At 70.3% G+C, this 15,052-nt stretch carries 7 protein-coding genes; 5 read left to right on the top strand and 2 right to left on the bottom strand.

Annotated elements, in window-relative coordinates:
* The first annotated feature begins 354 nt into the window (after positions 1–354).
* Positions 355–1,182: an aldo/keto reductase gene (locus GGQ63_RS06350; protein ID WP_183853694.1), complete on the top strand. Its 828-nt coding sequence runs from the start codon at positions 355–357 to the stop codon at positions 1,180–1,182.
* A 93-nt stretch (positions 1,183–1,275) separates the two neighbouring features.
* Positions 1,276–2,988, top strand: a complete 1,713-nt coding sequence (locus GGQ63_RS06345) for a glycoside hydrolase family protein (protein ID WP_343061092.1) — start codon at positions 1,276–1,278, stop codon at positions 2,986–2,988.
* Positions 2,989–3,009: 21 nt separating this feature from the next.
* Here the strand turns inward: GGQ63_RS06345 and GGQ63_RS06340 are convergent, their stop codons facing one another.
* The gene (locus tag GGQ63_RS06340) at positions 3,010–4,314 is read right to left on the bottom strand and encodes a UDP-glucose dehydrogenase family protein (RefSeq protein ID WP_183853692.1); all 1,305 of its coding nucleotides are present in this window, start codon (positions 4,312–4,314) and stop codon (positions 3,010–3,012) included.
* A 387-nt stretch (positions 4,315–4,701) separates the two neighbouring features.
* Here GGQ63_RS06340 and GGQ63_RS06335 point away from each other — a divergent pair, with 387 nt between their 5' ends.
* Positions 4,702–5,760 carry an outer membrane protein gene (locus GGQ63_RS06335; protein ID WP_183853690.1) on the top strand — a complete coding sequence of 353 codons (1,059 nt, stop codon included), beginning with the start codon at positions 4,702–4,704 and terminating at the stop codon, positions 5,758–5,760.
* Positions 5,761–6,487: 727 nt separating this feature from the next.
* On the opposite strand, the gene GGQ63_RS06330 is transcribed toward GGQ63_RS06335, so the two are convergent.
* A complete protein-coding gene (locus tag GGQ63_RS06330) occupies positions 6,488–8,557 on the bottom strand; it encodes an ATP-dependent helicase (protein ID WP_183853688.1) in 2,070 nt (689 codons plus the stop codon).
* 185 nt (positions 8,558–8,742) lie between these two features.
* Here GGQ63_RS06330 and GGQ63_RS06325 point away from each other — a divergent pair, with 185 nt between their 5' ends.
* Both GGQ63_RS06325 and GGQ63_RS06320 read left to right on the top strand, forming a co-directional pair.
* Positions 8,743–10,701: an autotransporter assembly complex protein TamA gene (locus tag GGQ63_RS06325; protein ID WP_246429634.1), complete on the top strand. Its 1,959-nt coding sequence runs from the start codon at positions 8,743–8,745 to the stop codon at positions 10,699–10,701.
* Positions 10,701–14,996, top strand: coding sequence for a translocation/assembly module TamB domain-containing protein (locus GGQ63_RS06320; protein WP_183853686.1), 4,296 nt, complete (start codon positions 10,701–10,703; stop codon positions 14,994–14,996). Before GGQ63_RS06325 ends, GGQ63_RS06320 begins: the two co-directional genes overlap by 1 nt.
* Positions 14,997–15,052: the final 56 nt, after the last annotated feature.

The raw sequence follows: 15,052 nt of genomic DNA, 5'->3' as shown, positions 1-15,052 counted from the left end.
CTCGTGAATTGTGCGGAGGCTTCGCCTCACCGAGTTCCGTATTCCATCGCTTCCCAACCGATCCTGCACCCGATTGCAAGGCCTGCGCCAATACGGGCGGCGGCAGTGGGCCCCGCCGGCCGCCGGCCTTCGGCCCCCGCACCCGCCGAGGGCTGCGCACCGACCGGTCATCTGCTCACGTTATCGACATATACGCAAAGTGTGGAAAATTTGTCTCTCTGCCGATTTTCAGGGTCGACCGCGCGCGTGCGACGGGGGTTTTCGTGGCGCCGTGGCGGTCTATCTTAAGCCGGGCACCCCGCCGCCCGCCCAGCCGGCTCAAGCCGCGCGCTCCCCGTCCCGAAGGAATGTCCCATGGCCCATCAGACCGCGCTCGACCTCAATGATGGCCGTTCGATCCCGCAGCTCGGCCTCGGCGTCTGGCAGGTCGACGACGGCGAGGCGCCGGCGGTCGTCGGGGCGGCGCTCGCCGCCGGCTATCGGCTGATCGACGGCGCGGCGGCCTATCGCAACGAGCGCGGCGTCGGCGCGGGCGTGCGGCAGTCCGGCCTGCCGCGCGACGAGGTCTTCGTGACGAGCAAGCTCGCCAATTCCGAGCACGGCTACGACGAGGCGCTGCGGGCCTGCGCGGCGAGCCTCGCCGCCTTCGGCTTCGATGCGCTCGACCTCTATCTGATCCACTGGCCGCAGCCGGGCCGGAATCGCTATGTCGAGACGTGGAAGGCGCTCGTCCGGCTGCGCGAGGAGGGCCGCGTCCGTTCGATCGGCGTGTCGAATTTCGGACCCGACCATCTGAAGCGGATCGTCGACGAGACCGGCGTCGTGCCGGCGGTCAACCAGGTCGAGCTGCATCCGCGCTTCCAGCAGCGGCGTCTGCGCGATCTCCACGCCGAGATGGGCATCGCCACCCAGTCCTGGAGCCCGCTCGGCCAGGGCCGGCTGCTCGACGATCCGACGATCGGCGCGATCGCCGCCCGGCACGGCAAGACGCCGGCCCAGACGATCATCCGCTGGCACATCGACAACGGCCTGCTCGTCATTCCGAAATCCGTGACCCCGGCGCGCATCCGCGAGAATGTCGAGGTGTTCGACTTCGCGCTCTCGGAGGCCGACCTCGACGCGATCGCCGCGCTCGACGACAGCGCCGGCCGGATCGGCCCGGATCCCGACCGGTTCGGCTGACCGCCGCCGGCAGGCGCGCCCTCGCCACGCCGCATTTCCCGTGTCGGGAAGGAGCGGGCGGCGTGGCTGCGGAACGAAGTGCGGGAGAGACGGGTGCTGAGACGATCCGCGACGGCGGTCCGGGTGGGCGATCGCCTCGAATTCTGGGCGCGGGCGAAGCCCGGCGCCGCCACGGACACGCCGATCGCCATCCGCGCCGGCGGCAAGACCTTCTTCCGTCTCGCCTATCCGACCCCCTATTTCCAGTTCTACACCTACACCCACTATCGCGAGGGCGAGATCGAGATCGAGTGGGAGGACGCCGCGATCGAGATATCGGTCGCCTATCTGTTCAATCCCGCGACCGTCGCGCAGACCGGCGTCACCTTCGTCGAGTTCCGCAATGGCGACATCCGCACCTATCCGCGCGACCGCTGGCCGGGCTGGTACGCCGCCGAGCGCGGCCGGCCGCAGCTTCGCTTCTCGCCCTTCCGCGGCTGGATGAACGACCCGAACGGGCTCTGCTATGTCGACGGCCTCTACCACCTCTTCTACCAGTTCCATCTGAACAGCACGGACTGGGGGCCGATGCATTGGGGCCATGCGGCGAGCCCCGATCTCTACCATTGGACCCACCTGCCGGTGTTCCTGCATCCGGAAGAGAACCTCGAGGCGCTCGGGGCAACGGGTGGCGCCTTCTCCGGCACGACCTGCATCGGCCCGGGCGGCAAGCCGCTCGTCTACTACACCGAGCGCATGCCCACCTATGAGGGCAACAGCGACTTCAAGGAGCTGCAGCGGCGCGTCGTGCCCTCGCGCGGGCTGTTGCGGCCGAACGACAACGAGGTCGTGCTCGATCACGAGCCGGAAGGCAGCGCGCACGACTTCCGCGATCCGAAGGTCTGGTACGACACCGAGCGGGGCGTCTACCGGATGGTGCTCGGCGCGGCGATCGAGGACGATCCGGCCGTGCTCCTCTACGGCTCGGAGGACGGCATCGACTGGACCTTCGTCTGCGTGCTCTACCGGGCGCCGGCGCAGTATCGCGAGAACGGCGCGCGCTGCGTCGAATGCCCCGACTTCTTCCCGCTCGACGGCCATTTCGTGCTCGTCATGAGCTTTGTCGGCCTCGTCGACCCCGACACCGGCCGGCACAATCTGATGTATGCGTTGACCGGCAGCTTCGAGAACGACCGCTTCCAGCCTCATGGAAACGAACTCCAGGAGCTCGATTTCGGCACCGATTTCTACGCGATGCAGAGCTTCGCGGCACAGGGCCGGCAGATCGCCTTCGCCTGGCTCTTCAACTGGCAGTTCCGCAAACCCCCCGGCTCCGTCTATAGCGGCGAGATGTCGCTGCCGCGGGTCCTCGCGCTCGACGCGCGGCAGCGGCTGGTGATGCGGCCCGAGGAGGGCTACCGGGCGCTGCGCTCCGAGCCGCTCGCCGAGGCCGAGCCCGGGCGGCTCGCCACCGTGGCCGGGGCCGCGGCCGAGATCGCGCTCGCCGGCCGGCTCGACGGGATCCGCATTTTCGGCCGCACCGCGGACGGCCACGCCTTCGCCGTCGAGCACATCGACGGCCGGCTGAAGATCAGCGTGCCCGAGGATGACGGCCGCATCCGCTACGCCTCGGCGCCGCTCGACCTCTCCGAACTGACGCTGATCTTCGACCGCGGCACGATCGAACTGTTCGCGAATGGCGGCGCCGTCTGCGGCACGCGCCGGACCTATCGCGTCATCGACCTCGACGTGATCGAGATCGTCCCCGGCCCCGCGACGGAGATCATGGCGCGCGAGGCGTGGAGCCTGCGCTCGGTCTGGGGGTAGGTTCCCCGGCCGGACGGCGGCTCAGCCGCGGCCGATGCTCAGATAGTCGAAACCGTGCTGGCGCACCTCGTCGCGCCGGTAGATGTTGCGCAGGTCGACGAGGAGCGGCGCCTTCATCGCGCCCTTCAGCCGCTCGAAATCGAGCGCGCGGAACAGCTCCCACTCGGTGACGATGACGAGCGCCTCGGCGCCCTCCGCCGCCTCATAGGGGCCGCCGCAGAAGGTGACGTTCTCCGTCAGCCCTTTCGCCGCGTCCATGCCTTCGGGATCATAGGCCCGGATGCGGGCGCCGGCGTCCTGCAGGGCCTGGATGATCGACAGCGAGGGCGCCTCGCGCATGTCGTCGGTATTCGGCTTGAAGGTGAGGCCGAGCAGGGCGACCGTCTTGCCGCGCACCTCGCCGCCGCAGGCGGCGATGATCTTGCGGGCCATCGCGCGCTTGCGGTGATCGTTGACCGCCACCGTCGTCTCGATGAGGCGGAGCGGGGCGGAATAATCCTCCGCGGTCTTCGCGAGCGCGATCGTGTCCTTCGGGAAGCACGAGCCGCCATAGCCCGGCCCGGCATGCAGGAACTTCGATCCGATGCGGTTGTCGAGGCCGATGCCGCGCGCGACCTCCTGCACGTCGGCGCCGACCTTCTCGCAGAGATCGGCCATCTCGTTGATGAAGGTGATCTTCATCGCGAGGAAGGCGTTGGCGGCATATTTGGTCAGTTCGGATGTGCGCCGGCCGGTGAAGAGCAGCGGCGCCTGGTTGAGATAGAGCGGCCGGTAGACCTCGGTCATCACCGGGCGGGCGCGCTCGTCCTCGAGGCCGACGACGATGCGGTCGGGACGCTTGAAGTCGGAAATCGCCGCTCCTTCGCGCAGGAACTCCGGATTGGAGACGACGGCGACATCGGCCGCCGGATTGGTCTCGCGGATCACCCGCTCGACCTCGTCGCCGGTACCGACCGGCACGGTCGACTTCGTCACGACGACGGTGAAGCCGTCGACCGCCGCGGCGATCTCGCGCGCCGCCGCATAGACATAGGACAGGTCGGCATGGCCATCGCCGCGCCGCGAGGGCGTGCCGACCGCGATGAACACGACGTCGGCCGGGCCGACCGCCGCGGCGAGATCGGTCGTGAAGGAGAGATTGCCGCGCCGCACGTTCTCGGCGACGAGACTGTCGAGGCCGGGTTCGAAGATCGGGATCGTGCCGCGCCCGAGCGCCGCGATCTTGCCCGCATCCTTGTCGACGCAGACCACCTGATGGCCGAAGTCGGCGAGACAGGCTCCCGAGACCAGGCCGACATAGCCCGACCCAATCATGGCGATACGCATGGAAATCCCCGTTGACGCCGCGACGGCACGCGCGGCCTCTTTACCCCGCAGCGGCCGAAGATGTCACGCCTTCCGAGCCGTTGCGGCATGCGAATACCGGCCGCTGCGGCAGTGCGGAAACACCTCGCCGGGACGCGCGGCGGCGACGCGATCGGCCCGATCGCTCGGATGACCGGGGAATGCAATCCCAGGCGGTGAGGCTGGAAGGCCGAAATCTGAACGCCGAGTTAAAAATTTTATTACTATCAAAGTGATGGGTGGATCTTCGCCCGCCGTGCGGCGTCGGAAGGGGCTGGACTCCTCCGCTCATAAAGCCTATGCGTGTAGCACGCGAGAGTTGCGCTATGGGCAGGCTCGCAGGGGTTCGCGGGGAAAAGGGGCATCGCGATGTCGATGAGGCTGTTCTTGGCGTCAGTGGCGCTCGTTGGCTCGGCCGGTCTGGCGGCTGCGCAGGATCACGACTGGACGGGCGTCTATGTCGGCGCCTCGGTGGGCGTGACCGGTTCGGAGAGCGACGCTTCGGTCCGCTATGACGATCCGGGCGCATCCTACAGCGGCTCGGCCTCGGCCGGCGCGCCGCACGGCCGCTGGGAAAACGGCATGTATGTCAGCGATCTCGCGCGCGAAGAGCATTACGATAACGTGCGCGCGTCGACGACCTACGGTCCGACCTATGGCTATGGCGGCACGCTCACCTCCGTCGGCTCGCTCGACGGCGCCACGCTCGGCGTCGCCGACCCGATCAGCCCCTGGATCAATTCGATCGCGAACGGCGACATCAACGTCGTCGGCTCGCTCAGGATCGGCGCCAATTACCAGCTCGGGCCGGTGGTGTTCGGCGCCGAGGTCGACGGCTCCCTGATGAAGCAGGCGGTGGACAAGGCGTTCGCGATCGGCGAGGGCGCGACGATCGACGCTTCGACCAGCCAGTGCATCGTCGGCGGCTCGCCCTGCACGACGACCTACTACACCGACTATCAGAGCGAATACAGCCAGAGCGGCGGCTTCACCTTCGAGAGCGAGGCGTCGAACATCCGCACCGCGCGCGCCCGGCTCGGTCTCGCGGCGGGTCCGGTGCTCGTCTATGCGACCGGCGGCGTCGCATCCGGCGACATCCGGATGAAGACCTCGGCCTCCGTCTCGGAGCAGGTCGACAATGACTGGAGCGGCGATACCGGCAGCTCGCCCACCGATGTCGGCAGCGGCGGCGTCACCAACAACACCTCCTGGTCGGCGAGCGATTCGGAGACGAAGTATGGCTTCGCGGTCGGCGGCGGCGCGAGCTACGCCGTGACCGACAACGTCATCCTGACGCTCGACGGCTATTACTACGACCTCGGCCGACATTCGCTCACCGCGGTCGATAACCACGGCGAGACCAGCTACACGATCAGCCAGGATTTCGACGGCTACGTCGTCCGCAGCGGCCTCGAATACCAGTTCTGACCTTCCAGCAGGGTATCGGGCCGCCGCTTCGAGACGCGGCGGCCCGGCTTCCGGGTCCAAGCCGTGGGTCCCGCAATTGCTGCGGATCAAGGCAGGCAAGTCGGCTTCAGACTTGGGCACGCACTACCACAAGACTTCCGGCGGGCCTGCGGTCCGCTCCATGTATGCCTTTCCCGCAGCATCGCAGGCGTTGTAGTTGGTGAATTCGGCGGCCGGTGTGGCGGATTGCCCCGATAAATGATACTCAAGATCATGATTACCGTCACATCGGCTTCCAGCCGGTGCGGCCCATCTTGAAATGGGAATGGCGGCTGACTATCTACTGCAAGAGACGCGCTGGCTACCCTGAACAAATAGCTACAGCGCGCGGCCGAGATCACGGATTGTAGGGTCCAGCCGCCCTGCCGGTCGCCTCGTGAGCGATCATCGCAATTTGGATGGGCAACCGTAGAGCCTTCTTATGCGTAGAGCATATGGACGGCTCGACCGAATGGTGATGATCGTGAACTTGCTGAAAGCAATTCTCGTTACAATCACAGCGCTGGTCGAGCTTATCTCGCGTATTATGTGAAGTGAGCGATGAGCGGCGATCACTGTGGCGCCGCTCACTCCTCAATCCAACATTACCTCGGCGTTAACGTGTCAGATCTTCGCAGCGTGACCGGCTTGGTGTCCTGAGTGGGCTGGCGCCGGAAGCACTGCGGGGCGTGACGCTCCTTGGGCCGGTTCACGTCCACATCGCTCGCATGCGCGCGCCGATATCGATGCGGGGCGCGTCGGGGCGGGCCGCTGTGGCGGCCTCGGGGCTGGCGATCGGCCAGGCCTCGCGGGCGAAGAAGCCGGCGAGCCGGTCGGGGATGAAGCGGCTGCGCACCGCATAGACGTGGCGGTCGCCGCGGGCCGCCTGACCGCTCGTATAGAAGCGCTGCGGTACGACGAGCTTCAGCGTGTCCTTCGCCCGCGTCATGGCGACATAGAGGAGCCGGCGCTCCTCCTCGATCTCCGCCGAGGAGCCGACGCCGAGATCGGACGGCATGCAGCCGTCGACGACGTTGAGCACGAAGACCGACTTCCACTCCTGTCCCTTGGCGGAATGGATGGTGGAGAGGACCAGATAGTCTTCGTCGCGGCCGGGCGGCACCGCTTCGCTGGTCGCATCGGGCGGATCGAGGGTCAGGTCGGTGAGGAAGCGCTCCCGCGAGGGCGCACCGGTGGCGATCTGCTCGAGCTGGACGAGATCGGCCCGCCGCAGCGCCGCATCCTCGTGGATCCGTTCGAGATGCGGCTCGTACCAGAGCCGCGCCGCCTCGATCTCGGCCGGCCAGGGCGATTGGCCGGCGATCAGGCGCGTCATCAGGCCAGAGAAGGCGGGCCAGTGTTCCGCAGCACGGGCCGGCGGCGTGAAGGCCGCGATCGCCGCGCCCGGGTCGGCCGCGGTCGCGAGCGAGTCGAGCACGCGCGCCGCGGTCGAGGCGCCGACGCCGGGCAGGAGCTGGAGCACGCGGAAGCCGGCGATCCGGTCGCGCGGATTGGCGGCGAGACGCAGGACGGCGAGGAGGTCCTTGACGTGCGCGGCGTCGAGAAATTTCAGCCCGCCGAACTTGACGAAAGGGATGTTGCGGCGCGTCAGTTCGATCTCGAGCGGACCGCTGTGGCTCGACGTGCGGAAGAGCACCGCCTGATCCTTGAGCCGCAGGCCGGCCTCGCGGTTGGCGAGCACCTCGGCGGCGACATAGTCGGCCTGGACGGCTTCGTCGCGCACCGCGACGAGGGCGGGCGGCGCGCCGGTCTCGCGCTCCGACCAGAGATTCTTGGTGAAGCGCTCGGCGGCGAGGCCGATCACCGCGTTCGCCGCGGCGAGCACGGCGCCCGTCGAGCGGTAGTTCTGTTCGAGCGTCAGCACGCGCGCCGGCGGCGCGAAGGCGGTGGGGAAGTCGAGGATGTTGCGCACCGTCGCGGCGCGGAAGGAATAGATCGCCTGCGCGTCGTCGCCGACCACGGTGACTCCCGCCCCGTCCGGCCGCAGGGCGAGCAGGATCGAGGCCTGCAGCCGGTTGGTGTCCTGATATTCGTCGACGAGGACATGATCGAAACGGCCGCCGAGATCAGCGGCGAGCGCCGGCTCGGCCATCATCTGCGCCCAATAGAGCAGGAGATCGTCGTAATCGAGCACGCCCTGCGCCTGCTTCGCCTCGACATAGGCCGAGAACAGGGCGCGCAGTTCCTTCTCCCACATCGCGCACCAGGGGAAGACGTCGCGCAGCACCGTGGCGAGCGGCGTCTGCGAGTTCACCGTGCGGGAATAGATCGCAAGGCAGGTGCCCTTCGCCGGGAAGCGGCTCTCGGTCTTCGAGAAGCCGAGCTCGTGCCGGACGAGGCTCATCAGGTCGGCCGAATCCTCGCGGTCGTGGATCGTGAAGCGCTCGTCGAGACCGATCGCGCCGCAATACTCGCGCAGCACCCGCGCGCCGATCGCGTGGAAGGTGCCGCTCCAGGTGAGGGCACCCGACACCGCGTCCGGCCGGCCGGCGAGCGCCCGGCCGGCGATCCGCTCGACCCGGCGGGCGAGCTCGGCTGCGGCGCGGCGCGAGAAGGTCATCAGGAGGATGCGGCGCGGATCGGCGCCGCGCACGATCAGATGCGCCACACGGTGGGCGAGCGTGTTGGTCTTGCCTGAGCCCGCGCCGGCGATGACGAGCAGCGGCCCCGCGCTGCCGTCGAGCCCGTGCTCGACCGCGGCCCGCTGCGCCGCGTTCAGCCGGTCGAGATAGGAAGCGGACGAATCAGGGGCTGCCATGACCCGCGGAAGCACGCACGATTCACTCTCTGTTCGCAATGGGCGGATAAAATGGCGGGGAACGCGACTCACCCTCGTCGAATTTGACAGGGCCGACGCCACATCGTGACCACGATTGGATTCAAGGCTAATTTGGGGCGTGGCGTCGGGTTGGGGTAGGCGTATCAGAGTAAGGCGTATCGCGCATGGTTCCGCAGCCGGCCGGAAGACGAAGAGCGACCGGTGGCGGCGTGGTTCTCGGTGCGCTTCTGTTGGCGAGCGTCTCGACCCTGCCGGCGCCGGCTCAAGAAATGGGCTTCTTCGAGCGGGTCGGCGTGTTCCTCGGCCTGCGCGACGCGCCGGTTCCGGCCATTGCCGATGCGCTGCCCTATACGGTCGAGCTGACGGTCGAGGGCGCCGGCCGGTCCACCCGCAAGGAGATCGAGCGCTCGTCCCGGCTGCAGCGGCTGCGCCGCGCGCCGCCCTCCGGTTCCGCCGGCCTGTTGCGCCGGGCGCTCGGCGACATCGATCTCATCACCGCCGCGCTCTATGCCCATGGCCGCTATGCCGGCACGATCCGCATCACGGTCGCCGGCGTGCCCGTCGACGCCGACGGCGCGCTCGCCGCCATCGAGGCGGCGCGATCGGCCGGCCCGGTTCCCGTCGCCGTGACCGTTGCCGCGGGGCCGGAATTCCGGTTCGGCAGTATTGCCCTGGTCGACGCGCGCGGCCGCCCGCTCGTCGAGCCGCCGACCCTCGCGGCGATCCGCCTCGAGCCCGGCGAGCCCGCCCGGTCGGCCGCCGTGATCGACGCGGAGGGCCGCATCGCGCGGCATTATCGCGATCTCGGCCATCCCTTCGCCAAGGTGGCGTCGAAGGATGTCGTTGCCGATCATGCCCGCAACACGCTCGACGTGACCTTCTTTGTCGATCCCGGCCCGGTCGCGACCTTCGGCGCGGTCACCGTCTCGGGCGAGGAGCAGGTCCGGAAAGGCTTCGTCGCCGAGCGGGTGCGCATCGTTCCGGGCGAGATGTTCTCGCCGAAGCGTCTCGCCGATACGCGCAAGTCGATCGCCCGCTACGAGATCTTCTCGGGTGTGCGTATCGTCGAGGGCGACGCGCTCGATGCGCAGGGCCGGCTGCCGGTCGAGATCGTGGTGACCGAGCGCAAGCCTCGCTATGTCGGCTTCGGCGCCAAATATTCCTCGACCGACGGCAGTTCGATCAATGCCTTCTGGGGCCACCGCAATCTCTTCGGCGGGGCCGAGACGCTGCGGCTCGACGGCCAGCTCTCCTGGTACGGCAAGACGCCCGATGATGTGCCGGATGCCGATCCGTTCGGCTATCGCTTCACCGCGCGCTTCGGCAAGCCCGGCATCTTCACGCCGATCGACGACCTCGTCACCGAGGCCTCGGTGCTGCGCGAGGTGACCGACGCCTATGTCCGCGAGGGCTATACGGTGACGGCCGGTGTGAGGCGGGCCTTCACCGAACAGCTCTCCGGCCAGATCGGCCTCGATTTCGAAGATGCGACGGTCGAGGACGGCGACGGCAGCCGCGACGACCTGATCCTCGGCGTGCCGCTCGACGTCGCCTATGACACGACGGACAACGCGCTCGATCCGAGCGAGGGCATCCGGGCGAGCGCCACCTTCGAGCCCTTCGCGCAGCTCGGTGCGGCGGGGGCGGGGCCGCTGCTCTTCCGCGGCGCGCTGTCGGCCTACCGCGCCTTCGACGAGGAGAAGCGCACCATCATCGCCGGCCGCGTCTCGGCCGGCACGATCTTCGGCGCGGACCTCCTCGACGTGCCGCCGCAGCGGCGCTTCTTCGTCGGCGGCGGCGGCACGGTGCGCGGCATCGATTACCAGTCGGCGAGCCCGCGCGACGCCGATGGCGACATCATCGGCGGCCTCTCCTTCTTCGCCGCCTCGGCGGAGATCCGCTATCGCATCACGGAGAAGATCGGCATCGTCCCCTTCGTCGACGTCGGCGCCGCCTTTGCGGACTCGCTGCCCGATTTCCAGGACCTGCGCTATTCCGCCGGTCTCGGCCTGCGCTACTACACCGGCATCGGGCCGCTCCGCTTCGACGTCGCCGTGCCGCTCAACCCGCACAGCGAGGATTCCGGCTACGGGGTCTATCTGAGCCTCGGACAGGCCTTCTGATGCGCATTCTCCGCCGCCTTCTCCTCTCGCTCATCGCCCTCCTGCTGGGCGTCGCCGTGCTCGCCGCGCTGCTGTTCGGTGCGGCGCAGACGGGGCCCGGCAAACGCGCACTCGCCGCACTCGCCGGGCGCCTCGCGAGCAGCGAGGGCCTCACCGTGACGGTCGAGGGTCTTTCTGGCTTCGTCCCCTCCGAGATCGGCGTCGAGCGGATCGTGCTTTCCGACGGCGCGGGCCGCTTCGCCACCATCGAGGGGGCGTCGCTCGTCTGGGATCCGCTCGCGCTCCTCTCCGGCACGGTGGCGATCGAGCGGCTCGCCGCGGCCCGCGTTGCGATCGATCGCCGGCCGGTCCTGCCGGACGCGCAGCCGGATGGCGGTGCGGGCCTGCCGCTCCTCGAGCTCGCGCTCGAGCGGCTCTCCGTCGACGAGATCGCGCTCGCCGGACCCGTTGCCGGCCTCGCCTCCCGCTTCGCGCTCACCGGCTCCGCCCGTCTCGCCGACCCCGACGCCGGCCTCGCCGTCGATTTCGCGCTCACCCGGCTCGATGCGCCCGGCACGATTTCCGGCCGGCTCGGCTATTCCCCCGGCACCGCCGGCGGGCGCCTCTCGGTCGACGTCACCGGCACGGAGCCCGCCGATGGCCTCGTCGCCAATCTGCTCGAGATCGAGGGGCGGCCGCCGCTTTCGCTGACGATCGAGGGCACTGCGCCGCTCGACGACTGGAACGGCACGCTGGCGCTCGATGCCGGCCCGGCCGGCACCGTCTCGGGCACGGGCGCGGTGCGTCGGGTCGAAGGCGGCCGCCGCGTCATGCTCGACCTCGCCGGCGCGGTCGAGGGCCTCGTTCCCGCCAAGGTGGCGCCGCTCTTCGCCGGCCGGACGACGCTGATGGGGTCTGCCGTCGTGCGCGACGGCGGCGCGGTCGGCATCGAGGGGCTCAATCTCTCGGCGCCCGGCTTCGGCCTCGCCCTCGTCGGCGCGATCGACCGGAGCGCGGACTCGCTCGACCTGACCCTCGATCTCGTCGGCGGCGATCCCGCCCGCTACGCAGCCCTCGCGCCCGGGCTCGCCTGGCGCGAGTGGCGGCTGAACGCCACCGTCACCGGCCGGCTCTCGGCGCCCGAGGCGTCCGCCACCTTCACCGCGCGCGATGTCGCCGGCGAAGGCTATGGCGCCGCAGCGATCGAGGCGCGGGCGAGCGCGACCCCACGCGACGAGGGCGGCCACGCCTTCCGCCTCGACGGCACGGCAACGGGCCTCACCGCGGACGATCCGGAGGTCGCGGCGGCGCTCGGCAGCAATGGCGCCTTCGGCGCCGCGGGTACCTATGTCGACGGCGTCCCGACCGTCACGGCGGCGGAAGCCCGGCTCGACCCGCTCGACGCCAGCTTCGCCGGCACGGCCGGCGCGGCGGGCCTCGACGGCCGGCTCGACGTGACGCGGCTCGATCTCGCCGCCTTCTCGGCGCTCGCCGGGCGGCCGCTCTCGGGCACCGCGGCGCTGCGTGCCACCGTCGCCGCCTCGGCGGGCTTCGCGGATCTCCGCGCCACGGTCGAAGGCCGCGGCGATCATGTCGCGACCGGCATCGCGGCGCTCGATGGCATGCTCGCCGGCCGCAGCGTGGTGCGCGGTGGCGTGGCCCGCAGCGCCGACGGGATCGCCGTCGACGGGCTGACGCTCTCCGCGGACGGGCTCGACGTGTCCGTCGACGGACGGATCGACCGGACAACGGCCGATCTGTCCGGCAGGGCGGCGCTCGCCGATCTCGGGCGGTTCGATCCCCGCGTCTCCGGCGCCGCGGACGCCACCTTCCGCTTCTCCGGCGCGCTCGGCAGCCTCGCCCTCGACGCGCGTCTCGCCGTGCCCTCGGGCGTCGCGATGGGCAAGCCGGTCGAGAACCTCGCCCTCGAGGCGACGCTCGCCGATCTGACCGGGCGCCCCTCGGGCACGCTCGCGCTCACCGGCAGCGTCGCCGGCAAGCCGGCGCGCGGCCGCGCGACGCTCGCCACCGACGCCGATGGCGGCCGCACCCTCGACGGGCTCGATCTCGCCGTCGGCTCGGTCACAGCGCAGGGCACGGCCGCGCTCGGCGCCGATGGGCTGTTGCGCGGCCGGCTCGCGGTCGCGGCCGGCGATCTCGCCGATCTCGCGCCGCTGGTGCTCGCCGATATCGGCGGCCGGCTCGACGCGACGGTGACGCTCGATGCGGCGGACGGGCGGCAGACGATCGCGCTCGAGGGCACCGGCGCGGGGCTCACCTTCGGCGACAACCGCGCCGGACGCGCCGAGATCTCCGCGACGGTCACCGATCCGGCCGGCGCCCTGCGGCTCGACGGACGCGCCGTGCTCGGCGATGTCGCGGCCGGCGGCCGGCGGATCGAGCGGGCGACGGTGACCGCCTCGGGCGACGGCAGCGCCACCGCGCTCACGCTCGACACGGCGATCGAGGGCGCCACGGTACAGGCCGCCGGCCAACTCGCCTTGGCGGGAGAGACCCGCCGGCTGCGGCTCGACCGGCTCGACATCGCGCGGAGCGGTGTAACCGCGGCGCTCGGCGCGCCTGCGACCTTGACCTTCGGTGCGGACGGCGTCGCGATCGACGCGCTGGCGCTGCGCACCGGCTCGGGCCGCGCGACGGTGCGCGGCCGGGCGGGCGAGACGCTCGACCTTTCCGTCGAGATCGCCGACCTGCCGCTGTCGCTCGCCGCGCTCGCCGATCCCGGCCTCGATCTCGACGGCGCTCTGTCGGGCGAGGCGCAGATCTCGGGCCGGGCCGACCGGCTCGAAGGGCGCTACCGCCTGACCGTGCCGCGGCTGACCAATGGCCGGATCGCCCGCGCCGGCCTCGGCCCCTTTGCGATCCGCGCCGAGGGGACGCTTGCGGGTGGCCGCGCGACGGTCGATGCGACGATCGACGCGCCTTCCGTTTCCGGCGTCAGGGTAGAGGGCAGCGTACCGCTCGGCGCCGGTGATCTCGATCTCGCCCTTGCCGGCACGATCGACCTCGCGATCGCCAATACGGCGCTCGCCAATTCCGGGGCGCGGGTCGCCGGCACGACGGCGATCGATGCGCGAATCGGCGGCAGCGCCGCCGCGCCGCGCCTGTCCGGGACGGCGCGGGTGAGCGGCGGGCGCTACGACGATACGCTCAACGGCATCGCGCTGTCGGACATCGCGGCGACCCTGACCGGGTCGGACCGCACGGTCGAGATCGCCGCGCTCACCGCGCGGACGCCGCAGGGCGGCACGGTGACCGGCTCCGGCCGCATCGGGCTCGACCCCGCCGCCGGGTTTCCGGCCGACATCACCCTGACGCTCAGCCGGGCGACGCTCCTGTCGAGCGACCTCGTCCGGCTCGTCACGGGCGGCCGGGTGACGATCAGCGGCCCGATCGCACAGCGGCCGCGCATCGGCGGCCGGCTCGACATATCGAGCCTCGACGTCAACCTGCCGGAGCGGCTGCCGGGCGGCCTCGATCCGCTCGACGTCCGCCACATCAATATCGGCCGCGCGCCCGGGGCGGAGCGGGGCCTGCGGGCCCGCGCCCGCGAGGAACAGGCACGCCGCCGGAGAGCGGATGCCGCGCCGCCGGCCTTTCTCGCCGATCTCGACCTGACGCTGTCGGCGCCGAACGGCGTGTTCGTCCGCGGCATGGGCATGGATGCCGAGTTCGGCGGCGACCTCACGCTCTCCGGCACCACCGCTTCGCCGGTGACGCTCGGCGCCTTCGAACTCCGCCGCGGACGACTGGAAATCCTCGGCCGCCGGCTCGACTTCACACGCGGCAATGTCGGCTTCACCGGCTCGCTCGACCCGACGCTCGACATCGCCGCCGATACGACGAGCGACAACGTCACCGTGACCGTGGAAGTCACCGGCACGGCATCCACGCCCGAGGTGAGCTTCACCTCGAGCCCGGAACTCGCCCAGGACGAGGTTCTGTCGCGCCTTCTGTTCGACCGCTCGATCGGCTCGCTCACCCCCGGCCAGGCGCTCCAGGTGGCGCAGACCATCGCCCAGTTCTCCGGCGGCGGGCCGGGTGTTGTCGACGACGTGCGTCGCTCGCTCGGCGTCGACACCCTCGACATCGGCACCGACCCGACCGGAACCGGCGCCGAGGTCGGCATCGGCAAGCGCCTGAACGACCGCGTCTATCTCGGCGTCCGCCAGGGCACGAAGCCGGATTCGAGCCGCGTCACGGTCGATGTCGATGTGACGCGCAACATTCGCCTGCAGGGCGCGACCGGGGCGGACGGCGACAGCGAGATCGGCATCGGCGCGCAGTGGGACTATTGATCCCGCATCCTGCGCTCCGCCCACTGGCCTGAGGCCGCGCCGCTCGCCCCGATCCG

This window comes from Prosthecomicrobium pneumaticum, from assembly GCF_014199915.1.
Classification (GTDB): Bacteria; Pseudomonadota; Alphaproteobacteria; order Rhizobiales; family Kaistiaceae; genus Prosthecomicrobium; species Prosthecomicrobium pneumaticum.
This window is presented reverse-complemented; position numbering and strand designations above follow the sequence as displayed.